The organism is Saccharopolyspora shandongensis (assembly GCF_900106995.1).
Taxonomy (GTDB): Bacteria; Actinomycetota; Actinomycetes; order Mycobacteriales; family Pseudonocardiaceae; genus Saccharopolyspora; species Saccharopolyspora shandongensis.
This window is the reverse complement of record NZ_FNOK01000013.1, coordinates 45,695-68,930: the sequence shown is the minus strand read 5'-3', so window position 1 is coordinate 68,930 and position 23,236 is coordinate 45,695. Positions and strand designations below refer to the sequence as shown.

20 protein-coding genes are annotated in these 23,236 nt (G+C 70.3%); 10 read left to right on the top strand and 10 right to left on the bottom strand.

The annotated features are described in order from the left end of the window. The first annotated feature begins 27 nt into the window (after positions 1 to 27). From BLW84_RS16135 to BLW84_RS16125, 3 genes are all read left to right on the top strand, one after another. Positions 28 to 888: an alpha/beta hydrolase gene (locus BLW84_RS16135; protein ID WP_093266188.1), complete on the top strand. Its 861-nt coding sequence runs from the start codon at positions 28 to 30 to the stop codon at positions 886 to 888. A 43-nt stretch (positions 889 to 931) separates the two neighbouring features. Then, a complete protein-coding gene (locus BLW84_RS16130) occupies positions 932 to 1,807 on the top strand; it encodes a macrolide 2'-phosphotransferase (RefSeq protein WP_177226497.1) in 876 nt (291 codons plus the stop codon). A gap of 158 nt (positions 1,808 to 1,965) precedes the next feature. Next, a complete protein-coding gene (locus BLW84_RS16125) occupies positions 1,966 to 3,642 on the top strand; it encodes a hypothetical protein (RefSeq protein ID WP_218157334.1) in 1,677 nt (558 codons plus the stop codon). Between the two features lie 11 nt (positions 3,643 to 3,653). On the opposite strand, the gene BLW84_RS16120 is transcribed toward BLW84_RS16125, so the two are convergent. From BLW84_RS16120 to BLW84_RS16105, 4 genes are all read right to left on the bottom strand, one after another. Continuing rightward, the gene (locus BLW84_RS16120) at positions 3,654 to 4,958 is read right to left on the bottom strand and encodes an SLC13 family permease (protein ID WP_093266183.1); all 1,305 of its coding nucleotides are present in this window, start codon (positions 4,956 to 4,958) and stop codon (positions 3,654 to 3,656) included. Positions 4,959 to 5,043: 85 nt separating this feature from the next. After that, positions 5,044 to 5,796 carry a fumarylacetoacetate hydrolase family protein gene (locus BLW84_RS16115; RefSeq protein WP_093266181.1) on the bottom strand — a complete coding sequence of 251 codons (753 nt, stop codon included), beginning with the start codon at positions 5,794 to 5,796 and terminating at the stop codon, positions 5,044 to 5,046. A 247-nt stretch (positions 5,797 to 6,043) separates the two neighbouring features. After that, positions 6,044 to 8,986 (bottom strand): FAD-binding and (Fe-S)-binding domain-containing protein, encoded by a 2,943-nt coding sequence (locus BLW84_RS16110; protein WP_093266179.1) that lies wholly within the window; start codon positions 8,984 to 8,986, stop codon positions 6,044 to 6,046. Between the two features lie 272 nt (positions 8,987 to 9,258). Continuing rightward, positions 9,259 to 10,422: a pyridoxal-phosphate-dependent aminotransferase family protein gene (locus BLW84_RS16105; RefSeq protein ID WP_093266177.1), complete on the bottom strand. Its 1,164-nt coding sequence runs from the start codon at positions 10,420 to 10,422 to the stop codon at positions 9,259 to 9,261. A gap of 157 nt (positions 10,423 to 10,579) precedes the next feature. Between BLW84_RS16105 and BLW84_RS16100 the strand changes: the two genes are divergently transcribed. Then, a complete protein-coding gene (locus BLW84_RS16100; RefSeq protein WP_093266175.1) occupies positions 10,580 to 11,329 on the top strand; it encodes an IclR family transcriptional regulator in 750 nt (249 codons plus the stop codon). Here the strand turns inward: BLW84_RS16100 and bioD are convergent. Genes bioD through bioB form a run of 4 tightly spaced genes read right to left on the bottom strand, consistent with a single transcriptional unit; the run spans position 11,314 to position 15,464 of the window. Next, entirely contained in the window at positions 11,314 to 11,997 is a 684-nt protein-coding gene (gene bioD, locus BLW84_RS16095; protein WP_093266173.1) for a dethiobiotin synthase, read from the bottom strand. The genes BLW84_RS16100 and bioD overlap by 16 nt on opposite strands. Beyond that, positions 11,994 to 13,133 carry an 8-amino-7-oxononanoate synthase gene (locus BLW84_RS16090; protein ID WP_093266171.1) on the bottom strand — a complete coding sequence of 380 codons (1,140 nt, stop codon included), beginning with the start codon at positions 13,131 to 13,133 and terminating at the stop codon, positions 11,994 to 11,996. Before BLW84_RS16090 ends, bioD begins: the two co-directional genes overlap by 4 nt. Beyond that, complete coding sequence (locus tag BLW84_RS16085) at positions 13,130 to 14,389, bottom strand: adenosylmethionine--8-amino-7-oxononanoate transaminase (RefSeq protein WP_093266169.1); 1,260 nt, start codon at positions 14,387 to 14,389, stop codon at positions 13,130 to 13,132. Before BLW84_RS16085 ends, BLW84_RS16090 begins: the two co-directional genes overlap by 4 nt. A 1-nt stretch (position 14,390) precedes the next feature. Continuing rightward, complete coding sequence (gene bioB / locus BLW84_RS16080; RefSeq protein WP_093266167.1) at positions 14,391 to 15,464, bottom strand: biotin synthase BioB; 1,074 nt, start codon at positions 15,462 to 15,464, stop codon at positions 14,391 to 14,393. Positions 15,465 to 15,564: 100 nt separating this feature from the next. Between bioB and BLW84_RS16075 the strand changes: the two genes are divergently transcribed. From BLW84_RS16075 to BLW84_RS16050, 5 genes are all read left to right on the top strand, one after another. Beyond that, positions 15,565 to 16,119 carry a TetR/AcrR family transcriptional regulator C-terminal domain-containing protein gene (locus BLW84_RS16075; protein WP_093266165.1) on the top strand — a complete coding sequence of 185 codons (555 nt, stop codon included), beginning with the start codon at positions 15,565 to 15,567 and terminating at the stop codon, positions 16,117 to 16,119. Between the two features lie 221 nt (positions 16,120 to 16,340). Then, positions 16,341 to 17,363: a TerC/Alx family metal homeostasis membrane protein gene (locus BLW84_RS16070; protein ID WP_093266163.1), complete on the top strand. Its 1,023-nt coding sequence runs from the start codon at positions 16,341 to 16,343 to the stop codon at positions 17,361 to 17,363. A 700-nt stretch (positions 17,364 to 18,063) separates the two neighbouring features. Continuing rightward, complete coding sequence (locus BLW84_RS16065) at positions 18,064 to 18,498, top strand: hypothetical protein (RefSeq protein WP_245761180.1); 435 nt, start codon at positions 18,064 to 18,066, stop codon at positions 18,496 to 18,498. Positions 18,499 to 18,906: 408 nt separating this feature from the next. After that, complete coding sequence (locus BLW84_RS16060) at positions 18,907 to 19,128, top strand: hypothetical protein (RefSeq protein WP_093266159.1); 222 nt, start codon at positions 18,907 to 18,909, stop codon at positions 19,126 to 19,128. Positions 19,129 to 19,622: 494 nt separating this feature from the next. Beyond that, positions 19,623 to 20,414, top strand: a complete 792-nt coding sequence (locus tag BLW84_RS16050; RefSeq protein WP_093266363.1) for an SDR family NAD(P)-dependent oxidoreductase — start codon at positions 19,623 to 19,625, stop codon at positions 20,412 to 20,414. Positions 20,415 to 20,425: 11 nt separating this feature from the next. Here BLW84_RS16050 and BLW84_RS16045 read toward each other — a convergent pair whose 3' ends face one another. Further along, positions 20,426 to 21,082 (bottom strand): TetR/AcrR family transcriptional regulator, encoded by a 657-nt coding sequence (locus tag BLW84_RS16045; RefSeq protein ID WP_093266158.1) that lies wholly within the window; start codon positions 21,080 to 21,082, stop codon positions 20,426 to 20,428. 89 nt (positions 21,083 to 21,171) lie between these two features. Here BLW84_RS16045 and BLW84_RS16040 point away from each other — a divergent pair, with 89 nt between their 5' ends. After that, the gene (locus BLW84_RS16040; protein ID WP_093266156.1) at positions 21,172 to 21,717 is read left to right on the top strand and encodes a nitroreductase/quinone reductase family protein; all 546 of its coding nucleotides are present in this window, start codon (positions 21,172 to 21,174) and stop codon (positions 21,715 to 21,717) included. Positions 21,718 to 21,819: 102 nt separating this feature from the next. On the opposite strand, the gene BLW84_RS16035 is transcribed toward BLW84_RS16040, so the two are convergent. Further along, on the bottom strand, positions 21,820 to 23,187 hold the full coding sequence (locus BLW84_RS16035) for a serine hydrolase domain-containing protein (RefSeq protein ID WP_093266155.1): 1,368 nt from the start codon (positions 23,185 to 23,187) through the stop codon (positions 21,820 to 21,822). Positions 23,188 to 23,236: the final 49 nt, after the last annotated feature.

Below are 23,236 nucleotides of genomic sequence, written 5' to 3'. Positions count from 1 at the left end.
CAGGGACTACGCGGAGGATTTTGCGCGATGATCGTCGATGGGATCGAGCGGAGCCGGGAGTGGCTGGACGCCGAGTACAACGTGCGCGCCGGGATCCCGGACCACGAGGAGATCTTCGCCCGGTGGGTCGCGGAGAGCGAGCAGCTGCGCTCCGCGGCGGACGTGCGGTCGGTCGGCTACGGCGACCATCCGAAGCAGGCGTTCGACGTCTACCCGCCGGCGGCGCCGACCGGGGCTGATCCGCTGCTGGTGTTCGTGCACGGCGGGTACTGGCAGTCGCTGGACAAGGAGATGTTCGGCTTCCTCGCCGCGCCGTACACGGCCCGCGGTATCTGCTTCGCCTCGCTGGACTACCGGCTCGCGCCCGAGGCGGGGATGGACGAGATCGTCGCCGATGTGCGCGCCGGGATCGCCGAGATCACCAGGCGCGCCCCGCAGTTCGGGGCCGATCCGGGGCGGATCTTCGTCGCCGGGCACTCCGCCGGCGGTCACCTCGCGGCCACGGCCATGGCCACGCGCTGGGAAGATCTCGGCCTGCCCGCCGACCTGGTGACCGGGGCGTGCGCGATCAGCGGCCTCTACGACCTCGAACCGATCCAGGCCTGCTACCTCAACGAGAAGCTGGGCATGACGCGCGAGACCGCGCGGCGCAACAGCCCGGTCCGGCAGCGGCCTGCCCATGTCGCCCCGCTGATCCTGACCTTCGGCGGAGCCGAGTCGTCGGAGTTCGCGCGCCAGCAGGCGGAGCTCGTGCGCGCGTGGTCGGCGCACGAGGTGCCGTGCCAGGTGGTGGACCAGGCCGACGGCCATCACTTCGACGCCGTGGAGCGGCTCGCCACCGACGGTCCGCTGCGCGAGGTGGTGCTCGCCATGATCCGCGGCGCCTGAAATGAATCGCGGCGAGCGGCCTCCGGGCGCTACGGTTCGTGGCGTGTTCGTCGATCTCGCCCGCAAGCACGGGCTGCAGGTTCGCGTGCTCGAAATCGATGAGAGGGGCTGGGATTTCCAGGTCGGGCATGCCGTGGATGCCGATGGCGTGCGGTGGGTGCTGCGCGTGCCGCGGCGTCCCGACGTCAGCGAGCTGATCGCCGGGGAGCAGCGGCTGCTGGAGTTCCTGCGGCCGCGGTTGGACGTCGCGTTGCCGCGGTGGGAGGTGTGCACCTCCGAGTTCGTCGCCTACCGGCGGCTGCCCGGTTCGCCGTTGGCGCCGGAAGATCCGGTGACGTTGGCGTACGAGTGGTGGATCGACGTGCCCGAAGAGCTCTTCGGGATCCTCGGCGCGGTGATCGCGGAACTCCACCGCGCGCCAGTGGCGGCGATCGCCGAGCTCGGTGTTCCGGTGTCGGCGCGCACGGCGGTGCGCGACGAGGCCGACGACCACCTCCGCCGCGCGGAGTCCGAATTGGACGTTCCCGAGCGGCGGGCTCGCCGGTGGCGGGAGTGGATCGACGACGACCGGTACTGGATCGGCGAGCCCGCCGGGCTCCACCTGGTGCACGCCGACCTGCACCCGGGACACCTGCTCGTGGACGATTCCGGGATGCTGACCGGAATCCTGGACTGGACCGACGCCGCGGTCGACGATCCGGCGCTCGACTTCATCGCCCCGCGCCGGGCCTTCGGCGAATCCGGCCTCGACCGGCTGCTGGCCGCCTACGTCGACGCGGGCGGACGGCCGCGCGAGCACTTCCGGGAGCACGTCGAGCAGCTGTCGTCGTTCTTGTTCAGCGTCTCGCTCGGCATCCACGGGATCGACACCGGTCACGACGGCTACGTGAAGATCGCCCAGGAACGCCTGCGGGAATGACGTTCGGTGGCCCGGGGTTCGGCGGCACGCGCCACCGAACCCCGGGTCGTCAGCTGTCTTTGCTGCTGTTGGCCGGAGTCGGTCATTCGACACCCTGTGTGAGCGGTGTTGTGACTGACTGTTAGTCTTTCTGTGATCTTGTGTGGAGGGTGTGACTGGTGGGAAAGCGACGGTTACGGCGGATTGCTGCGTCGTTTACCGTCGCCGCGCCTTCCGGGGCCCGCATTCGCGACCGGCTCCGCGTCTCACCGGCTGATGAGAGGGTTCTGGCGCTCGTTGGTCGGCATCTTGGCCGTATTGCCCGTGCTGATCTGGCCGAACGAGTCCGTATCGGCGATGTTTCGGCAAAGGAGAGCGGGCGGGCGTGGCGGAAGAAAGCTCTGACGGCGGTGTCGTCGTCGCGGTGGGCGGGTGCGATTACCCGGGTCAGTGAGGATCAGTACCGGCTGTCGATGCGGTGCCTGCACGCCGAGCGAATTAGTCTCAAGCAGGCGATCAGGACGATCAAGCGCCGCTTGTCCGCGCCGTGTGGTCAGCGTACGAACGGGGTCCGGGGATATGCCGACGCCAGCGAGCGTTGGCAGAAGTACCGTCGCGCTCAGGTGCTTCAGACACGGTTGGCCAAGGTCGAGCAGCTCATCCGGGAGGGCCGCCCCTCGATCGTGGTGGGCGGGCGACGCCTCGCCCGCTCCCGCCATCGCCTTGACGATGCGGGATTGACCGTCGAACGGTGGCGCGAACAGTGGGATGCTACGCGCCTTTTTCTCACCGCTGACGGCGAATCCGGGGCGTCCTTCGGTAACTACACCATCAGCGTTCATCCGGATACAGGTGTGGTGACGATCGTGTTGCCGGAGCCGTTGCGGCATCTGGCGAATGCGGCGCGCGGCCGGTACCAGCTTGAGTGCACGGTGACCTTCCACCACCGCCGCAGCGAGTGGCTCGACCGCATCACCGCGAACACCGCGGTGCGCTACGACATCGTGCAGGATCCGCAGCGGGGACGCTGGTACATCGACGCATCGTGGTCCACACCGACGGCTGCTGTTCCCACCCCGGACGAAATCGCCGCTGAGGGTGGGCGTTTGGTGAGTGCCGACCTCAATGCCGATCACCTCGCCGCAACGGTGGTCGACCCGCACGGCAACCCGGTCGGTGCACCGCACACCATCCCGCTTGATCTCACCGGGCCCGCCTCCAGGCGGGACGGGAGGCTGCGCCAGGCGATCAGCGACCTGATCTATCTCGCCCGCGAGCATGGGTGTGTGGGGATCGCGATCGAAAACCTCGGCTTCACCGATGCCCGCACCACCGGCCGGGAAACGATGGGACGCGGCCAGCGCGGCAAGCGGTTTCGCCGCACCGTGGCCGGGATTCCCACCGCGCGGTTTCGAGAACGCCTTCGCGGGATGGTCTACCACGCCGGGCTGCTGGTGATCGCTGTCGATCCGGCGTACACCAGCAGGTGGGGCGAGAAGCACTGGAAAACCCCACTCCAAAGGCAAAGCAAGACTGTGGTCACGCGGCATCACGCTGCCGCGGTGGCCATCGGCAGACGTGGCCTGGGACACCGGGTGCGGCGTCGGCCAGGTGTGACCGCACCCGACCGGAGGATCGGTTTGCGGAGAGCTACCGGCCAGACCGCACCCGCCCCCAGGCCACGTGGGCGCACGCGACCACCGAGGACAGCGGGCACACCACGACGTGGTGGGAAGACCTGTCTGCGCCGAGGTGAGCAACTCGTGTTGTTCCCCGATCTCCACGACCGTTCGGGAGATCACCGGACTGTCAGTCCGGATTGTGGCGATCTGGCCAACAGCGGCCATTCACCCTAGGAACGGTTCCGTCAGAGCCAGCCGGGCAGCACGAAGATCGCGACCGACAACACGGGCGCGACCACGATCATGCTCATGCCCCACGCCATCAGCCGCTTGAACGTGGTGTCCCGCGCCTCCTCCGGGGTGCTGGCGACGACGAGCGCACCGCTGGTCGAGAACGGGGACGAGTCGACCACGGACGACGAGATCGCCAGGGCGATGATCAGGCCGATCGCCCCGACCTGGCCGGTTTGCAGGAACGGCACCGCGAGCGGGATGAGCGCGCCGAGGATCCCGGTGGTCGACGCGAACGCGGACACCCCGCCGCCGATCAGGCAGATGACGAACGCGGCCAGCAGCGGGATCCCGATGCCGACGACGCCGTTGCCCAGGTACTCGATGGTGCCGACGTCCTCCATCAGGCTCACGTACGTCACCACGCCGCAGACCAGCAGCACGGTCGGCCACGCGACCTCGGAAACGCACTTCTTGGTGACACCGGGCCACAGCAGGATGATGATCGTGGCGATGCTCAGCGCGAGCAGGCCCACGTCGAACTCCAGCACCAGCGCGCCGACGGCCAGCGTGGCGAGCCCGACGAGCGTCGCGATCCGCTGCACGTTCAAGGTGGTCGCCTCGATGGCCGTGGTCGTCCGGGTCGCGGTCGCCGTGCCGCCGCCACCCGTCGGTTCGTCCTCCTGCTGCGCCGGATCGGTGCTGACCCGCCTGCCGAGCAGTTGCCGCCCGCCGAACATGAAGAACACCGCGACGCTCAGCAGCGTGTTGAACAGCAGCGAGCTGATCCACAGCAGCACGGGATTCCCGGGCAGGCCGCTGCGTTCCACCACGCCGTTGGTGATGCTGCCGAAGATGCTGATCGGCGAGAAGCCGCCCGCGCTCGCGCCGTTGATGATGAGCAACCCCATGAGCAGCGGGTTGATCCGGTAGCGCGTCGCGAAGTTCATCCCGATGGGGGCCATCATCGCCACCGCGCCGGGGACCACGGCGCCCACCATCGTCAGCAGGCTGGTGACCAGGAACATCACCCACGGGATGAGTGCTATTCGCCCCCGCACGGCCCGCACTCCGCTGTGGATGAGCCAGTCGACCGTGCCGTTCGCCTTGGCGATGGCGAACAGCAGGGTCACGCCGACCAGGGTGACGAACAGGTTACCCGGGAAGCCGGCGAAGAGATCGTCGTTGGACTTGTCGAACACGAACGTGCCGAGCAGGAAAGCGCCCAGGAACGCGACCGCTCCCATGTTCACCGAGCGCACGGTCGCGAAGGCGAAGATCAGAACCAGGCCGATGATCGATATTACCTGTAAGGACATCGACACTCCTCGAGGCAGACGTTGGCTCGCAGGGGTTGGTGGATTCGTTGGTACGACGACGGAATCTGGCGGTCGGCTGGCCGGGTCACACCCGGTCGGCCACCACGTTGCGCAGCGCGCCCACCTCGGAGATCTCGACCTCGACGGCGTCTCCGGGTGCCATCGGTCCCACCCCGGCCGGGCTGCCGGTGAGCAGCACGTCACCGGACTCCAGGGTGATCCAGCGGGTGACGAAGGCCAGCAGTTCCCCGATCCCGAACACCATGTCCGCGACCGATCCCCGCTGGACGACCTCCCCGGCCAGCCTCGTGGTGATCCGCAGGGCGGACGGGTCGGACACCTCGGTCTCGATCCAGGGGCCCAGCGGGCAGAACGTATCCGCGCTCTTCGCCCGCGTCCACTGGCCGTCGGCGCGCCAGTCGTGCGCGGTGACGTCGTTCGCGCAGGTGTAGCCCAACACGACGTCGGCGAAGCGATCGGCCCGCACGTCGCGCGCGGTGCGGCCGATGACGACGGCGAGTTCGCCTTCGTACTCCAGCCGCCGCACCTCGGGCGGCCGCAGCACCTCCGCATCCGGACCGGTGATCGCGTTGGGAGCCTTGAGGAACAGCGACGGCTGCTCCGGCCAGGGCCTGCCCTTCTCTGCGATCTGGTCGGCGTAATTGCTGCCCGCGCAGACGATCACGCGCGGCTCGCACGGGGCGAGCAGCGTGACGCCCGACAGCGGACCCACGACTCGCCCCGGGGCGTCGTTGCCGTCGGGCAGCTCGTGCACCAGGTCGCCGACGACGACGCCGCGGCCGACCCGGTCACCGAGGCGGTAGCGGACTATTCGCATGGTGCCTCCTAGCGGCTCTTTTGAATGTCGTGGTGTGCGGCGTGGCAACGTGAGGTCTTGTCTTTGAAGCGGCGCAGCCGCTTAGCCCGCCCTCGCCGCTTGCACCGCCGCGGGTTCTCAGGTGTCTTCTCGCGAGGACAGCCCCGATGTGGTGAATTGGCTTTCATGAGTCGGGGATCCCACAGCGAGAAGGCGCCTGAGGTTCCGCTACCGGCACCGCCAAGCAGAGCAAGTTCGGAAACAGGCTCTAGCCGACGGACAGGGCCTCGCGCACCAGCTCCACGGGGTGCCACGCGGTGCGCCCCGCGCCGTGGAAGATCTGCTGCCGGCACGAAATCCCGGTCGCGGCCACTACCGTGTCCTCGGGTTCCGCCGCCAGCGCCGGGAACAACCGGTCCCCGCCGACGGTCATGGACGTTTCGTAGTGCTCCGACTCGAAGCCGAACGAGCCTGCCATCCCGCAGCAGCCCGCGTCGATCTCCACGACCTCCGCCCCCGGGATCCGGCGCAGCAGGGCGACCGTGGCGGCGGTGCCGACTTCGGCCTTCTGGTGGCAGTGGCCGTGGAAGACGATGCGGCGCCCCGCGAGCCACGAATCCCCGCGCAGGGCCAGCCGGCCCGCGTCGATCGCCTCGACGAGGAGTTCCTCCACCTGCTTGACCCGCTCCGCCACGGCGCGCACCGCCGAGGAATCGGGCAGCAGCGCCTTGTGCTCCTCGCGGAGCATCAACACGCACGACGGCTCGCAGCCCACGATCGGCGAATCCGGTGCGGTGTCCCGCTCCAGCGAGGTGACCAGCGCCGTCGCCTTCTTCTTCGCGTCGTCCAGCATTCCCTTCGACATGCTCGACCGCCCGCAGCAGCCGCCGCCCGCGAGATCCACCCGCCAACCCGACCGCTCCAGCAGCTCGATGCCCGCCCGGCCGATGTGCGGTTCGGTGAAGGTCGTGAACGAGTCCGCGAGCCAGGTGACCGCGCCCTGCGGCGCGGCGGGCGGCGCGGGCGTTCGGCGGCGGAACCAGCGGAGCAGGCTGACCCGCTGGAACGTGGGCAGCGGGCGGGCCGCCGCGATGCCGAGCGTGCGATCCAGGATCCGGCGCAGGAGGGGGATCCGGCCGGGCAGATTGGACAGCGGGGCGGTGGCCGAGCCGAGCCGGTTGAGCGCGCGGATCGAGGAGAACACGCGCGACCGGAGCGGAGTCCCGTGGATCTCGTGGTGGTGCGCGAGCGTTTCGGCCTTCAGCGAGGCCATGTCCACGCTCATCGGGCATTCGCTCTTGCACGCCTTGCACATCAGGCAGAGGTCGAGGATTTCGTGGAGGCGCTCGCCGCCCAGCGCCGCGTGCGGATCCGGTTCGGACAGCGCCTTCACCAACGCGTTGGCGCGGCCGCGGGTGGAGTGCTCCTCGTTCTTCGTCGCGATGTAGGACGGGCACATCACGCCGGCGGTGGACTTCCGGCAGGCACCGATGTTCATGCAGCGGTCGGCGGCGCCGCGCATGCCGCCGACGACCTCGAACTCCAGCGCCGTCCGCAGCGGTGGGGCGGGCGGGAGCGCGTCGCGGTCGCGCAGGTTCTCGGTCATCGACGGCGCATCGACGATCTTGCCGGGGTTCATGACGCCGCCGGGGTCGAAGAGCCGCTTGACCTCGCGCATGGCCTCGTACAGCTCGTCGCCGAAGATCTCCCGGTTGAACTCGCTGCGGGCGAGGCCGTCGCCGTGTTCGCTGGAGTTCACACCGCCGTACTCGGCGACGAGGTCTTTGACGGCTTCCGCGACGGCGCGCATCTTGGCGACCTCGCCGGGGTCGGTCAGGTCGACGAACGGGCGGATGTGCAGGCAGCCCACCGAGCAGTGGCCGTAGAACCCCGCCTCCATCCGGTGCTCGTCGAGGATCTCCTTGAACCGCTTGGTGTATTCGGCTAGGTGCACCGGGTCCACGGCGGTGTCCTCGACGAAGGCCAGCGGGCGGCGGGTCCCCTCACCGGCGGCCATCAGCAGGCCCAGGCTGGACTTCCGGACCTTCAGCAGCGCCGACTGCTCGGCGGCCGTGACCGCGCGGAGCGTGTGGTAGCCGTGCCCGCTCTGCTGCCACCGCGCATCGAGCCGGTCGAGCTGCGCGACCAGATCCGCTTCGTCGTCGCCGGTGAAGGAGACGAACAGCAGCGCGCCCGGGTCGCCGACCAGCACGTTCCCGAGGCCGGCGAACTCGATCTTCTGCCGCGACAGGTCCAGGATCGTCCGGTCCATCAGCTCGACCTGGTGCGGATCGCAGCTCAACGCGTCCGTGGTGGCCGAGATGGCGCTCGCGGTGTCGGTGAAGTGACCGACGGCGTAGACCGTCCGCCGGGGCTTGGGCACCAGGTCCACCAGCGCGCGGGTGGCGATGACCAGCGTGCCCTCCGCGCCCACCACGAACTTCGCCAGGTCGAACGGTTTTTCCGGCCCGAAGCCCACCAGCCGGTCGAGCCGGTAGCCGCAGGCGCGGCGCCAGAACGCCGGCATCTTCGCCTCGATGACGTGCTCGTTGGCGGTGACCAGGCCCGGAAGTGCTTGGTAGATCCGGCCTTCGAGGGTCTCCGCCGAAGCCCGGCGCGCCCGCTCGGCTTCGTCGACGGGCTCGAACCGGGTGCACGAGCCGTCGGCGAGCACCACGTCCAGCGCCCGCACGTGGTCGATCGTCATGCCGTAGGTCAGCGAGCCGCTGCCCGCGGAGTTGTTCCCGATCATCCCGCCGATCGTGGCCCGGTTGCTGGTGGAGGTGTCCGGGCCGAACATCAGCCCGTGCGCGGCGGCGGCCTGGTTGAGCTGGTCCTGCACGACGCCGACCTCCACCAGCGCGGTGCGCGCCACCGGGTCGATCTCCAGGATCCGGTTCAGGTGCCGGGACATATCGAGCACCAGGCCGGGCCCCACGGTCTGGCCGACCAGGCTCGTTCCCGCGCCGCGGGGCACGACCGGCACACGGAGCTCGGCGGCGGCCTTCACCGCCGCGGCGACGTCTTCGTCGTGGCGCGGGAACGCGACGCCCAGCGGCGTGATCGAGTACATGCTGGCGTCGCGCGAGAAGAGGTGGCGGGTGTAGTCGTCGAAGGCGACCTCGCCGTCCAGCGCGGCGCGGAGCGCGCGTTCCAGGCGCGAACCGAGGGTGTGCTGTGCGGCGGAAGCGTCAGTTGTCGGGACGGTCATCGCGATTCCTCTCCACCGATTCGTCTTCGCAGTCGCCGCGCCCGGCCGGGCCAGGGCGCCGCACTGATTTACCTAGGCCATGCTTTATAAGCGGCGGTAGCCGCTTGCGGTGTGGGACTCACCTCGCACCGCCGCGGGTTCTCAGGGGGCTTCTCGCGAGGACAGCCCCGACGTGGTGAATAGGTCATTCATGATGTCGGGGATCCCACAGCGAGAAGACTCCTGAGGTTCCGCCACCCGCACCGCCACGCAAACCGAATTCAAAACATTCCCTAGGCGCGCAACACCTCCAGCGCTGCTTGGAGGCCGGTGGGGTCGATGGGCACCCCGGACAGTTCGAGTCCCATCTGGACGCCGGCGAGGGTGCCGGCCAGCGTCAGGTCGTTGAAGTCGCCGAGGTGGCCGATGCGGAACACGCGACCGGTGAGCTTGCCCAGGCCGGCGCCCAGCGACATGTCGAAGCGGTCGAGGATGACCTCGCGGACCTTGTTCGCATCGTGCTCCTCGCCCAACCGCACGGCGGTCAGCGAGCTGGAGTACTCGCGTTCGTCGGCGCACAGCACTTCCAGGCCCCAGGCCCACACGGCGGCCCTGGTCGCCCCGGCGTGCCGGTCGTGCCGGGCGAAGACGTTGGGCATTCCCTCCGCTTCGAGGAGCGACAGCGCTTCCCGCAGTCCGTAGAGGAGGTTGGTGGGCGGGGTGTAGGGGAAGAAGCTGCGTTCGTTGGCTTCGAGGATGGGCGCCCAGTTCCAGTACGACTTCGGCAGCCGCGCCCCTTCGGCGGCGGCGAGCGCCTTCTCGCTGATCGCGTTGAAACCCAGTCCCGGCGGCAGCATCAGGCCCTTCTGCGAGCAGCTGACCGTGACGTCCACGCCCCACTCGTCGTGCCGGTAGTCGATGGAGCCCAGCGAGGAGATCGTGTCGACCAGCAGCAGTGTGGGGTGGTTCGCTTCGTCGATGGCCGCCCGGATCTCCGGCACGCGGCTGGTGGCCCCGGTCGACGTCTCGTTGTGGACGACCATCACCGCGGCGATGCCGTGCTGTTCGTCCGCGGCCAGCCGCTCGGCGACGACGGCCGGGTCGACGCCTCGCCGCCAGTCGCCCGGGACGAAGTCGACGATCAGCCCGAGGCCTTCGGCCATGTCGCGCCACAAGGTGGCGAAGTGGCCGGTTTCGAACGCGAGCACGCGATCGCCGGGGGACAGGGTGTTGACGAGCGCCGCCTCCCAGGCCCCGGTGCCCGAGGACGGGTAGATGACGACGGGCCGATCGGTGCCGAACACCGGGCGGACCCCGCTCAGCACGTCCTGCGCGAGCTCCGCGAAGTCCGGCCCGCGGTGATCGATCGTGGGTTGCGCCATGGCGCGCAACACGCTGTCGGGGACGTTGGTCGGTCCGGGGATCTGCAGGAAATGCCGTCCGCTGTTGGCGGCCATTGCACCAAACCCTTCTGCGCCGAGTAGCCGAAGCCGTGCCGTGAAGCAGCTGTGCCGGGAAGTCGCCGTATCGTGAAACCACTGTGCCGTGAGGTGGTACGCTGTGCCGTATGAAAGCGCCGAGAGAGTAGGCACGGCGGACTGAGGAGTCAAGGCATTGCGCAACGTCCTGAACACGCTGCGGGTACTGGAAGAGGTCGCCGCGCGGCAGCCGATCGGCGTCGGTGACCTGGCCCGCGCGCTGGACATGCCCAAGAGCTCGGTCCAGCGCTCGCTGCTCACCCTCGACGAGGCCGGGTGGATCCGCCCGGCATCGGGCGAGGTCAAGCGGTGGGTGATGACCACCAAGGCGCTCGCGATCGGCGGCCGCGCCAGCGGCGATCTCGGCCTGCGCGACGCGGCCAGGCCGATCATGGAGGACCTGCGCAGCCGCACCGAGGAGACGATCCACCTCACGGTCCCCGAGGAGGACAGGGTCGTCCTGATCGAGCGGCTGGAGACGTCCAAGCCGCTGCGCATCAGCATGGCCCTGGGGCACGCGCTTCCCCTGCACGCGTCCGCCAACGGCAAGGCGGTCCTCGCCAACAGCGGCCCGGAAGTCCTCAAGCGCCTGTTCGCCGACGAGCTACCGCGCTACACCGACAACACGATCACCGACCCGGACCAGATGCTCGCCGAGCTGGCCCGGATCCGGGACCGCGGATTCGCGCTCAACCACGGGGAATGGCGGGCCGACGTCGGCTCGGTCGCCGCCGCCGTCCTGGACGGCCCGGAGAAGCCGATCGCCAGCCTCAGCGTGAACATCCCGATGAGCCGCCTGACCGAGGAGAACGAAGCGGTCTTCGGCGCCGCGGTGCGCGAGGCGGCGAGGAACCTCGGCGCCCGGCTCGGCTACGAAACGGCGTAACCGGCCCGGAAGCCGGCCAGCCAGGAGTCGGCTCGCGCCCGGAACTGCTCCGGTTCGAGACCGCCGGCGCCGTCGGGGATCGCCGCCACGATCGGAACTCCCGTGACGCGGGGCAGCTCGGCGAGGTTGCATTCCTCGGCCAGGCCAAGCGTTTCCGGCACCGCGCCGAGCACGAGTCCCGCCGGCTCCAGGTGTCGCGAACGCAGGGCGTTGACCGTGAGTTCGGTGTGGTTGAGGGTGCCGAGCCCGGCCCGGGTCACGACGTACACCCGCACCGGGTGGTCCACGGCGAGCCCGGTGGCGAGGTCCAGCAGGGTGCCGCCTTCGGTGTCGAGGCGGACCAGGAGGCCGCCCGCGCCTTCGACGATGACGGTGTCGCGGGTCCGGGCGAGCTCGCGGATGCGGGCCGCGTGCTCGCCGATCGGCGGGATCTCGATGCCGCGCCGCCGGGCGGCCGTGTCCGGCGCGAGGGGATCTTCGAGCCGGGTGAACTCGGCGACCTCGCAGCCCGCCAGCCGCGCCACGACGGAGATGTCGGGCTCGTCGGTGCCGATGCCGGTCTGCGCGGGCTTCACGACGATCGTGCCCGGACCGGAGCGGACCGCGAGCGCCGCGGTGGCCACGGTCTTGCCGACACCGGTGTCGGTGCCCGTGATGATGGTGATCATGCCTGCCGCCCGTGGTCGTCGATGGTGCGGGCCAGCACGTCAACGGCGTGCGCCCAGCGCTCGTCGTCGAGGCCGACGTGGGTGGTGATCCGGAGCCGGGAGATCCCGTCGGGCACCGATGGCGGCCGGAAGCAGCCCACCCGGACTCCGGCTGCGAGCGCGGCGGCCTGCGCGGCGACGGCGACCTGCGGCGACGGCATGGGCACCGAGAGCACGGCGCCCGCCGACCGCGGCACGCCGAGCCGGTCGGCCAGCTCGCCGCCGCGCTGGTGGATCCGGGCCGGGAAACCGGGCCGCCCGCGCAGCCGGCGGAGGGCGGCCAGCGCGCCGGCGGTGGGTGCCGGTGCCAGCCCGGTGTCGAAGATGAACGGGCGGGCCCGGTTGGTGAGGTGGTCGATCAGCGCGGCGGAGCCGAGCACCGCGCCGCCCATCGCGCCGAGCGATTTCGACAGCGTCGCGGTCATCACCACGTGCCGGTCGTCGGCCAGGCCGTGGGCGTGCACCAGTCCTCGGCCGCCGTCACCGACCACGCCGAGCCCGTGCGCCTCGTCGACGACGAGCAGCGCGTCGTGATCGGCGCAGGCCGCCGCCAGATCCGCCAGCGGAGCGGCGTCGCCGAGCACCGAGAAGACCGACTCGGTCAGCACGATCGCCCGTCGGTCACCGGTTTCGGCCAACGCGGCCCGGACCGCGGCGACGTCGTTGTGCGGGACCACCTCGATCGCCGCTCGGGACAGCCGCGCGGCGTCGATCAGCGAAGCGTGCACGTGCGCGTCCGAGACGATCAGCGTCTGCTTGTCCGCCAGCACGGTCACCGCCGACAGGTTGGCGTGGTAGCCGGTCGAGAAGACCAGCGCCGCCTCGCGGCCGGTGAACTCGGCGAGCTCGCGCTCCAGGTCGGCGTGCAGCGTGGTGGTGCCGGTGACCAGCCGGGAGGCACCCGACCCGGCGCCCCAGGCGAGGGCGGCATCGGCGGCCGCCCGGCGCACCTCGGGATCGCAGCTCAACCCCAGGTAGTCGTTGTTGGCGAGGTCGATGACGTCGTCCTCGACCGCCCGCGGCCGCAGCGTTCGCTGCAACCCGGCGTCTTCGCGCTTGGCCCGCTGCTCGGCGAACCACGCTTCCCAGCCGCTCATCCCGCCTCCGCAGCGGCCGCGATCCCGGCGCAGATGGCGGCGACGTCGTCGTCGGTGCACACGTACGGCGGCATCGCGTAGATCAGGTCGCGGAACGGGCGCAGCCACACGCCCTGCTCCAGGGCGGCTTCGGTCGCCTTGACCACGTCGACCGGGCGGTCGAGCTGGACCACGCCGACCGCGCCGAGGACCCGCACGTCGACGGCGTCGATGTCGTGCAGCGCCTGCAAACCGGTGTTGATCCGGCGCACGTCCGCCGCCCAGTCGCCGGTGGCCAGCAGATCCAGGCTGGCCGAGGCGACCGAGCAGGCCAGCGGGTTGCCCATGAAGGTGGGGCCGTGCATGAGGACGCCGGAATCGCTGGCGGACACACCACGGGCGACCTCCGCCGTGCAGAGCGTGGCGGCCAGCGACAGGTAGCCCCCGGTGAGCGCCTTGCCGACGCACAGCACGTCCGGGGTCACCCCGGCGGCGTCGGCGGCGAAAAGGGTTCCGGTGCGGCCGAATCCGGTGGCGATCTCGTCGAAGACCAGCACCAGTCCGTGCTCGTCGGCGATCTCGCGGAACACCGGCAGGCATGCGGCCGGGTAGGGGTGCATGCCGCCGGCGCCCTGGAGCAGCGGCTCCACGATCAGCCCGGCGAGCCGGTCCGCGTGCTCGGCCGCGAGGGCGCGGAAGCCGGTAGCCCAGGCGTCGACGTCGCCGTCCTGCCGTGGCGGGCGCTCGCCGAACACCTGCTCCGGCAGCACGCCGGACCACATGGCGTGCATGCCGCCGTCGGGGTCGCACACGCTCATGCAGTCGAAGGTGTCGCCGTGGTAGCCGCCGCGGACGGTGAGGAACCGGGTCCGTTCCGGCCGGCCGGCGCCGCGCTGGTACTGCAGCGCCATCTTCATCGCCACCTCGACGCTCACCGACCCGGAGTCGGCCAGGAAGACGCGGTCGAGACCGGCGGGCGTGAGGTCGACCAGACGCCGGGCCAGCTCGACCGCCGGCTCGTGGGTGAGCCCGCCGAACATCACGTGCGACATCTGCTCGACCTGCCGGCGCACCGCCGCGTCGAGCGCGGGGTGCCGGTAGCCGTGGATCGCCGACCACCACGACGCCATCCCGTCGACCACCTCGCCGACGCCGTCGAGGGTGATCCGGCTGCCCACGGCACCGGTGACCAGGCGCGTCGGCGTCGGGTCGGCCATCGACGTGTACGGGTGCCACAGGTGCTCGCGGTCGAACGCGAGCAGTGTTTCGGCGGCCATGTCAGGCGTTGGGGAGGACGTCGGTGCCCGCACCGCGGCGCCGGATCGCCGGATCGACCGGCTCCAGCCGCCCGGCCTGCTGCGCGATGTCCTCCTCGGAACCCAGGACGACGAAGCCGTTGTCGCGGATCATCTCGAGGTCCGCCTTGGCTTCCTGGCCCTCCGAGGTGAGGTAGTCGCCGAGGAAGATCGAGTTCGCGACGTGCAGCGCGATCGGCTGCAGCGAACGCAGGTGCATCTCGCGGCCGCCGGCGATCCGGATCTCCTTGTCCGGGCACACGAAACGGGCCATCGCCAGGATCTTCACGCAGCGGGTGGGGGAGAGCTCCCAGGTGTTCTCGAACGGCGTGCCGTCGAAGGGCATCAGGAAGTTGACCGGGATCGAGTCCGAGCCCAGCTCCCGCAGCGCGAACAGCGCCTCGACGAGCTGCTCGTCGGTCTCGCCCAGGCCTGCGATCAGGCCGGAGCAGGGCGAGATCCCCGCGCCCTTCGCCTTCTCCACGGTGTCGACCCGGTCCGCGTAGGTGTGGGTCTGGACGATGTTGTCGTGGTTGCTCTCGGCGGTGTTGATGTTGTGGTTGTAGGCGTCCACCCCGGCGGCCTTCAGGCGCTCGGCCTGGCCGTCCTTGAGCAGCCCCAGGCACGCGCAGACCTCGACGTCCGGGTACTCCTCCTTGAGCGCGCCGACCATCTCGGTGACCTTGTCGATGTCCCGGGTGGACGGCCCGCGGCCGGAGGAGACCAGGCACACCCGGCTGGCGCCGCCCTTGAGCCCGGCACCGGCCTGCCGGAGGGTCTCGTCCTTGGACAGCCACGAGTACTTCAGGATGGGCGCGTCGGAGCCCAGCGCCTGCGAGCAGTAGTTGCAGTTCTCCGGGCACAGCCCCGATTTCAGGTTCACCAGGTAGTTCACCTTCACCGCGTTGCCGAAGTGCGCGCGGCGCAGCCGGCCGGCGGCAGCGACGACGGACATCAGCTCGGCGTCGTCGGCGCGCAGCACCGCGAGGGCGTCCTCAGGGGTGGCCGGCACCCCGGCGAGGATCGCATCGGCGAGCTGGTGGAAGGTGGTGTTCATCGCTTCTCCCGGGTCGGCAGGCGGCAACCTGAACAGTGTTCACCTGAACGGCGTTCAGGTTAAACTGGGCGGGGCGATCGGTCAAACGGGAGGGGTCTGCGTGCGGTATCACCGGAGCGACGTCGTGGATCGCGCGATCGCGGTCCTCGACGAGTACGGGCTGGAGTCGCTGTCGATGCGCCGGCTGGCCGCCGAGCTCGGCGTGCAACCGAGCGCCCTCTACCACCACGTGCCGAACAAGCAGACGCTGCTGGCGGCGGTCGCCGACGAGATCCTGACCAGGGGCCGGCGAGCGCACCGGGCCCGGGAATGGGACCGGCGCGTGGTCGAGGTCTGCGCCGAGCTCCGGGACGCGATGCTCGCCTACCGCGACGGCGCGGAGGTGGTCGTCACGGCGCACACCTTCGGCCTCGGTGCCGCCGAGCCCGCGAACCAGCTGCGGGCGGCCCTGCGCGACGGCGGCCTGTCCGACGACCTGGTCGACGTCGGCACCAGGGCGCTGCTGCACCTCGTCTTCGGCCACACGGTGGAAGAGCAGATGGCGCTGCAGGCGGCGAGCGCCGGCGCGATCGACCGGGCGCCCGGCGGACCGGCGGACTTCGAGCGCGGGCTCGAACTCGTCCTGGACGGCCTCCGGTCCAAGGTCAACGGCTGACCCCGCGCTAGCACCGCAGGGGCGCGCACGCCGCACCGATCGCCGGGAGGCCCGGCGAGCGCTTTGCGGTGGCTGCCGCCCGGGCGCTGCTCGATACTCGGCTCGAGGGGAGTACTTCCGCAGGGTCTGACCGGTCAGGACGGATGCCCGTCGGCATCCCCGGCAGGCCGCCCTCGGCGGGCGAAGGAGACCTCGAACGCGACTGAGTTCGAGGAGCCTCCATGTCTCGTCCGGCCGTTCTCGCCGCCTCATCGGACTCGATCGGCTCGCCGTGGCTCTGGGGCATCAGCATCGCCGTGCTGCTGGCCCTGCTGTGCGCCGATTTCCTGGTCACCCACCGCCCGCACGAGGTCTCCATGCGCGAGGCCATCGGCTGGTCGGTCTTCTACCTCGCCTTGCCGCTGGTGTTCGGGCTCTTCCTGTGGAGCGCGTTCGGCGGCGGCCAGGCGCTGGAGTTCATCACCGGCTTCGTGGTGGAGAAGTCCCTGTCCGTCGACAACCTGTTCGTCTTCATGCTGCTGCTGGCGGGTTTCGCCGTGCCGGCGGAACTGCAGCAGCGGGTGCTGCTGTACGGCATCGTCGGGGCTCTGGTGCTGCGCGGGGTCTTCATCGCGGCCGGGGCCGCCCTGCTGCAGGCGGGCACCTGGGCGTTCCTGGTCTTCGGCGCGATCCTGTTCGCCACCGCCGTCAAGATCCTGCACGAGGCGCTCACCGGATCCGGCTTCGACCGCGACGTGTCGCAGATGCGATCGGTGCGACTGCTGCGGCGGCTGATGCCCGTCACCGACGACTACCGCGGCCCCCGGCTCACGGTTCGCGAGGGCGGCCGACGCGCCTTGACCCCGCTGACGGTCGTGGTCGTCGCGGTCTTCGCCACCGACGTGGTGTTCGCCGTCGATTCCGTCCCCGCCGTCTACGGCATCACCGCGGACCCGTACCTGGTGTTCACCACCAACGCGTTCGCCCTGCTCGGACTGCGCGCCCTGTACTTCGTGCTGGCAACGGCGCTCGCCAAGCTCACCCACCTCAACCACGGGTTGGCGATCATCCTCGCGTTCATCGGGGCGAAGCTGGTCCTGCATTGGGCGCACGGGATCTGGCCCGCCGTCCCGGAAATCCCGACCCCGCTCTCGCTCGCGGTCATCGTGGTGGTCCTGGCGGCCGTCACGCTGACCAGCCTGCGCGCCCGCCGCGGCGTCGAAGAACCCACGCCCGGGGGCCGACCATGTCCACCGAAATCCTGACCGAACTCGCCGCGGCCGTCCTAGTGGTGGCCGCCCTGCTGATCACCTGCGCGGTTCTGCTCGACGCCCGCCCGCCCAGCGGGCCACGTCGCTGACCGCAGTGGTGCTCCGCAGCCCCATCAGTGACTCCCGCCCCGGCCGCTGTGGGGATTCCCGAAGCCCGGCCGGAAAAGCAGCGACCCCGAAGCCGCTTCCTGGCGATGTTCGCTCAGGCCGAACCGGACACAGTTCGGGGCTTCGGGGTCGGGTAGCTGCCTGGTATTCGCCGACCGCTTGCCCGCGTCGACTTCCACAGGGGGCATCGCACGTCGGGTCGGCTGGAGTGCCTGGGCGGTCCTAGCGGACAGCCACCTCACAAGTCCAGTTGGTATTCAACGTTGGACCACCTCCTTTCCTGTGTACCGAGGAGGCTAGGGGGCGACGCACCAACCGGGCAACTGATTTTTTCGCGACGGCTGCCACGGGGTCGGCCCGCCTGCGCGGCAGCCGAACCGTCGCATGCGGACAGATCCAGCGGAGCTGCGCGCCGGGTGGGCGCCCGCGGCCGGTCGGTACCTACGCCTCGACAACTACGTAGTGAACTACGTAGTGCCACGAATGTTTCCGCAACCGGGACGAAAGACACTGGACATGTCCAGCCGAGCGGAACATCCGAGGCGAAACGATGGTCCACCAGCCCCACCCCGAACGAACCGCTTCCGTGCCCCGACGCCGCCGCGGGCACCCGAGCCCCGCTCCCGCGGATGCGCTCCGGTTCGGCGGACGCTACGAGGACCTGCGTGACGACCGCCTCGCGCACACGCTGGTCCGCGAAGACGCGGCGGTGGAGCGGGAGGAGCTTTCGCCCCACGAGCGCATCAGCTGCCACGTCCACCGGCGGTGGGCGCACGAGTGCATCAGCTCCCCGGCGCACGTCATCGCCGTCACCGGGCACCGGTGGTGCCGGAGTTGCGAAGCCGAGGCGTCCGTGGCGGTGGACGAGGTGAGCGGCGCGGTTTCCGTTGTCTGCACGCGTTGCCGCACCATCCCCGACACCGCGGCAACGCGGCAGATCCTGCGGACCTGCCGGGCGAGCCTGGCGGTCGCGCTGGACGGCCGCAGGGCCTGCGCCGCGCAGCAGGTCCGGGCGGCCTGACGCCCCGACCCCCAGCCGTCTCGCATCGAGGCCTGGCCGAGCTCCTCGCGGTGCGGGCTCGTATGCGGCCGACGTCGTGTCCTAGAAGGATCTTTGGCTCGTGCCCGAGCCTGCGCGCCGATTGTGCGAGAGTGCTCCGAAGTCAGCTGGCCCCCTCGCCACCGGCCTGCACTGCCGGTCGCTGCGTCAGGTATCCGAGTGCGACCACCTCGGCGGCCCAACGAGTGGCGGGGACGCCTACGTGCGGCGCGAGGCGGGCGGCGAGACCGGTCAGGAATCGAGAAGCGCCGCCCGCGCGCCCGCACCTAGCGTTACCGGCATGGGCGTCACCGGGCCGGACCCGGCCGACCACCACGAACGTTTTTCCCTGGCTGGTCCAGGGGTTTCCCGATTTCGCAGGAGGTCCGCATGAACTGGAACAAGTGGGTTCGGCAGAGCCACCGCTGGCTTGCCATCGCCTTCACGGTGACCGTGATCGTCACCTTCGTCGCCCTGGCGCAGGAAGAGCCGGTCGTCTGGGTGTCCTACGTGCCGCTGCTCCCGCTCGCCCTGCTCCTGCTCAGCGGCCTGTACATGTTCGCGCTGTCGTACGCCAAGCGCAGCGGCCGAAGCGCCGCTCGCGGGAGATGATCCGAGGGATGCCGGTCGTCCGAAGCGACACGCCACTTCGGACGTTGGGTTCACATCGGGGAGCGGCCACCGCGACGCTGCTCGCCACCTCGCCCCGGCTCTAAGGTGTCGGCGGCCGCTACTTCGTCGACTGCAACGAGGCCGAGACCATCGATCGGAGAGGCGACGCACGACCCCTGCACGGCGTGGCCCGCTACGCCCTCGACCCGGACAACGCCGAACGGCTGTGGAACCTGTCCGAAACCCTCCTCGCAGGAACGAGTAGGGCGGAATGACCGCCCCGCCGCTCTGGGCCCCACCCAAGACAACGGCATCCGAGCGCCCTGTCCAGCGGCGACGACCCGTGGCGCGGCGATCATCGTCGCAGAATGGCCACTGTGGACAGTTCATTGCGAAGGAGTGGTGAAATGCGGTCCTCGAACCCCGCCCGGGCTCATCGACGGCCTACCGTGATGCCGGAGCCCGATGGGCGGGCCGGCGAGAAGGGATGGGACATGCGGATTTGGCTGGTTACCGGCGCGTCACGCGGGTTGGGGGCGGCGCTCGTCGCCGCGGTGCTGGCGCGCGGGGACGCAGTGGTGGCCACAGCCCGGGTTCCCGAGCGCATCGCCGGTGTCGGGCCGGAGCACGAGGAGCGTCTGCTCAGGTATCGCCTCGACGTCACCGATCCGGACACCGTGCGGCGGGCGGTCGCGGCCGCGGTCGAGCGGTTCGGCCGGATCGACGTGCTGGTCAACAACGCCGCGAGCGGACTCCTCGGTGCCGTCGAGGAAACCTCCGTGGACGAGGCGAGAACCCTGTTCGACACCAATGTTTTCGGGGTGTTGTCGGTGACGAACGAGGTGCTGCCGGTGATGCGCGCGCAGCGGTCGGGGCACGTGCTGATGATGAGTTCGATGGGTGGGTTCGCGTCCGGGGCGGGGTTCGGCGTCTACGCGGCGAGCAAGTTCGCGGTCGAAGGACTGGCCGAGGCGTTGCGGGAGGAGCTCGCGCCGTTCGGGATCGCGGTCACGATCGCCGAACCCGGGGTCTTCCAGACCGACTTCGCGTCGGTCGGCTCGGCGCAGGCCGGCCGGTCCATCGACGACTACCGCCAGGTGGAAGAGACGCTCGCCGAGTACGACGACGGCGAGCCGGGTGGCGACCCGGCGTGGGCCGCCACCCGGCTCGTCGCCGTCGTGGACCGGACGAACCCGCCGCTGCGGTTGCCGCTCGGCGCCGACGCCGTCGCCCGCATCAGCGGCAAGCTCACCGCCGTGGCCGCGGAACTCGCCGATCTCACCTAAGCGGTCGGTCCTCAATTAGGAGAGAGACCATCGTGAGTCGTAGGAACGTCCGGTGCGGTGTCGGTGGGAAGTGGTTCGCGGTGGTCGGCGCGCAGGCCGTCGAGGGAGATGCGCAGCAGCCTGTTCCACATCTGTGGGCGGCACTCGTCGGTGATCTGGACGGCATGGCCCAGTGAGACCAGCAGGAGCAGCAGGTCGTCGGTGGTCACGCCGGGGCGCAGCAGGCCCGTGGCGCCCGCGCGGGCGCACAGTTCCTCGATGACGAGGCGAAGCTGCTGGATGCCCTCCAGATCGGGGACCGACCAGGTCAGCGCGAAGTTCTCCATGATCGCGCGGTGGCGTGCGTAGCCGGTCAGGGCCTGCTGGTAGAAGTCGGTCAGTGCCGCCCAGGGGTCCTCGGCGTCGATCGCCGCCTGGTGCGCGGATTCCGCCCACCTCGAGAAGTCCTGGCGCAGGACCGTGTGGACGAGATCTTCCTTCTTCGGGAAGTGCCGGTAGAGGGTGCCCATGCCCACCCCGCTGCGGCGGGCGATCTCGCGCACGTCCACCGCGGTGCCCTGCTCGGCCAGCACTTCGGCGGCGGCCTCGACGATCGCTTCCCGGTTGCGGATCGCGTCCACGCGCGGCGCGCGGCGCCGGGCGGTGTTTTCCGGTTCAGCCACTGCCATGCGGCCGAGTGTACCTCCTTATCCGGAGCACATGCTCCGCTCTGTGCTACTTTTTGGGAGCAAGTGCTCCGGATAGTGAAGGGGATGTCATGTCCGACCCGACCACGACCACCGCGACCGAGGCCAAGGCCCCTGCCGTCGGCAGCTGGAACGACCGGATCATCGCCGAGTTCCGGGCGAACGCCGGGTACGTGTCTTGGAGTAGCGAAGAGGATTTCGCTGCGGGTCGCCCCGTCCCGCCCCGGATTCCCGGGTTCGACGAGCGAGGCATGCCGCTGATCTTGGTGCACCACATCGGGGCCAAGACCGGGCGCGAGCGGATCAGCCCGTTGTTCTACCAGCCGGTCGGCGATAGCTGGGCCGTCTTCGGAACCCACGGTGGCAGTCCGCGGCATCCGGTCTGGTATCGCAATCTCGTGGCGAACCCGCGGGCCACCGTCGAAGTGGGCACGGAGATAGTGCCGGTCGTAGCTCGGCTCGCGCGGGGCGCGGAGCGCGAGCGACTCTGGGCGAAAGAGGTAGCGCTCGTCCCGAAGTTCGCCGAGTTCGAGGCAGCGGCGGGCAGGCAGATCCCCGTTGTCGTGCTGGAGCGTGTCCATGGACACGCCTCCACCCCGCCCCTCCCCGAGAAATGACCCCACGGTGTGATGAACTACTTGGCCAAGCCCGGCATCAATCTGCTCGGCACCCGACCGCCCTCGCCGGAGCGACCTTGCTGATCGCGGGCGAACCCGCGATCAGGCGGCCTTGGGGGCGGCGCGCATGCTGACGTACACGCACGGGGTGCCGTTGGCCAGCGTGGCGAATACCACCGGGCTGTACGCCTCGCCGCCGAGGTTGAACGGTGCGGCGAAGACCGTCGGCGATACCGGCACCAGGCTCGCTTCCATCGGCGGGGCAATGCCTTCCAGCTCGTCGACGAACTCGTAGCGGATCCGGGCGCCGCCCGCGTCGTCCCGGCTGATGGTCGTGATGGTTCCGGCGCGCCGGTAGCTGCCTAGCAGCGGTGTCAGATCCACCTCGGGCGGGTTCGCGGGCGGGGCGAACGGGGCCGGCATGCGCGCGTCGGCCAGTTCGGCCAGCAGTTCCCGGAACAGATCGGCGTAGAGCCGGGCGAAGTTGCCGCCGTTGGTGAGCAGCACGACCGCCACGCCCGCCTGCGGGATGACGCGCAGGTAGGACTGCTGCGCGCCCGCGTTGCCGTCGTGGCCGAAGCCGAAGACGCCGTTCCAGTCGTGCAAGGTCCAGCCGAGACCCCAGCCGTCCGCGGACATGCTCCACTTGTCCGGGCTGTCCACCTCGCGGCGCTGCATCGCGGCGACCGCATCGGCGGACAGGACCCGGGTGCCGTCCGCGGCGATGCCGCCGTCCAGGTGCATCTTGGCGAAGCGGGCGACGTCGCCGGCCGAGACGATCACCCGGCCGTACGGCCCCGCCGAGCGCGGCATCATGTCCCAGACGGCCGCCGGTTCCCGGCCCACGTGGCCCATGGCCGTGCGGAACCGCAGCGCTTCCTCCGGCAGCGTCATCGAGTGCTCCAGCCCTAGCGGGGCGAACAGTCGGTCCCGAAGCGCCTGGTCCCAGGTCTGCCCGGTGAGCACCTCGACGATGCGGCCCAGCACGACGTAGCCGAGGCTCCCGTAGGAGAACGCCGTGCCCGGCGGGCAGTCCAGCGCTACGTCCCCGGCGGCCTCGACGTACTTCGCCAGGCAGTCGTCGCCGCGGCCGGAGTCGTGGAAGAAGTCGTTGGTCACCCCGCCGGTGTGCGACAGGAGCTGGCGGGCGGTGATCGTCCTGGTGGCCTCCGGGTCCGGGGTCGCGAACTCCGGCAGCACGCCCACCACCGGCGCATCCAGGTCCAGCCCGCCGGAGTCGACCAGCTGCATCACCAGCGTGGCGGTGTAGGCCTTGGCGAGCGATCCGGCCAGGAACACCGAATCGGGCGTGGCGGACACCCCGGTTCCCCGGTGCAGAACACCGCTCGCCAGCTCGTGGACATGGCCGTCGGCCAGCACGGCGAGCGTGGCTGCCGGGACGTGGTGGGCGGCGCGCAGCTCGTCGAGCCTGGCCTGCCACCGGTCGGCGTCGAAGTGCGTTACTGGCATTGGATCCCCTCTGACCTGCGAACCGAACAGTGTGCGGATGTCCGCACAC

What these genes read in the sequence shown, in the direction of transcription:
- bioB (WP_093266167.1), bottom strand. Translation starts at nt 15,464, where the DNA reads ATGAACACCACCTTCCACCAGCTCGCCGATGCGATCCTCGCCGGGGTG.
- BLW84_RS16045 (WP_093266158.1), bottom strand. Translation starts at nt 21,082, where the DNA reads ATGGCAGTGGCTGAACCGGAAAACACCGCCCGGCGCCGCGCGCCGCGC.
- bioD (WP_093266173.1), bottom strand. Translation starts at nt 11,997, where the DNA reads ATGATCACCATCATCACGGGCACCGACACCGGTGTCGGCAAGACCGTG.
- BLW84_RS16135 (WP_093266188.1), top strand. Translation starts at nt 28, where the DNA reads ATGATCGTCGATGGGATCGAGCGGAGCCGGGAGTGGCTGGACGCCGAG.
- BLW84_RS16115 (WP_093266181.1), bottom strand. Translation starts at nt 5,796, where the DNA reads ATGCGAATAGTCCGCTACCGCCTCGGTGACCGGGTCGGCCGCGGCGTC.
- BLW84_RS16050 (WP_093266363.1), top strand. Translation starts at nt 19,623, where the DNA reads ATGCGGATTTGGCTGGTTACCGGCGCGTCACGCGGGTTGGGGGCGGCG.
- BLW84_RS16120 (WP_093266183.1), bottom strand. Translation starts at nt 4,958, where the DNA reads ATGTCCTTACAGGTAATATCGATCATCGGCCTGGTTCTGATCTTCGCC.
- BLW84_RS16040 (WP_093266156.1), top strand. Translation starts at nt 21,172, where the DNA reads ATGTCCGACCCGACCACGACCACCGCGACCGAGGCCAAGGCCCCTGCC.
- BLW84_RS16085 (WP_093266169.1), bottom strand. Translation starts at nt 14,389, where the DNA reads ATGGCCGCCGAAACACTGCTCGCGTTCGACCGCGAGCACCTGTGGCAC.
- BLW84_RS16105 (WP_093266177.1), bottom strand. Translation starts at nt 10,422, where the DNA reads ATGGCCGCCAACAGCGGACGGCATTTCCTGCAGATCCCCGGACCGACC.
- BLW84_RS16110 (WP_093266179.1), bottom strand. Translation starts at nt 8,986, where the DNA reads ATGACCGTCCCGACAACTGACGCTTCCGCCGCACAGCACACCCTCGGT.
- BLW84_RS16090 (WP_093266171.1), bottom strand. Translation starts at nt 13,133, where the DNA reads ATGAGCGGCTGGGAAGCGTGGTTCGCCGAGCAGCGGGCCAAGCGCGAA.
- BLW84_RS16070 (WP_093266163.1), top strand. Translation starts at nt 16,341, where the DNA reads ATGTCTCGTCCGGCCGTTCTCGCCGCCTCATCGGACTCGATCGGCTCG.
- BLW84_RS16035 (WP_093266155.1), bottom strand. Translation starts at nt 23,187, where the DNA reads ATGCCAGTAACGCACTTCGACGCCGACCGGTGGCAGGCCAGGCTCGAC.
- BLW84_RS16060 (WP_093266159.1), top strand. Translation starts at nt 18,907, where the DNA reads ATGAACTGGAACAAGTGGGTTCGGCAGAGCCACCGCTGGCTTGCCATC.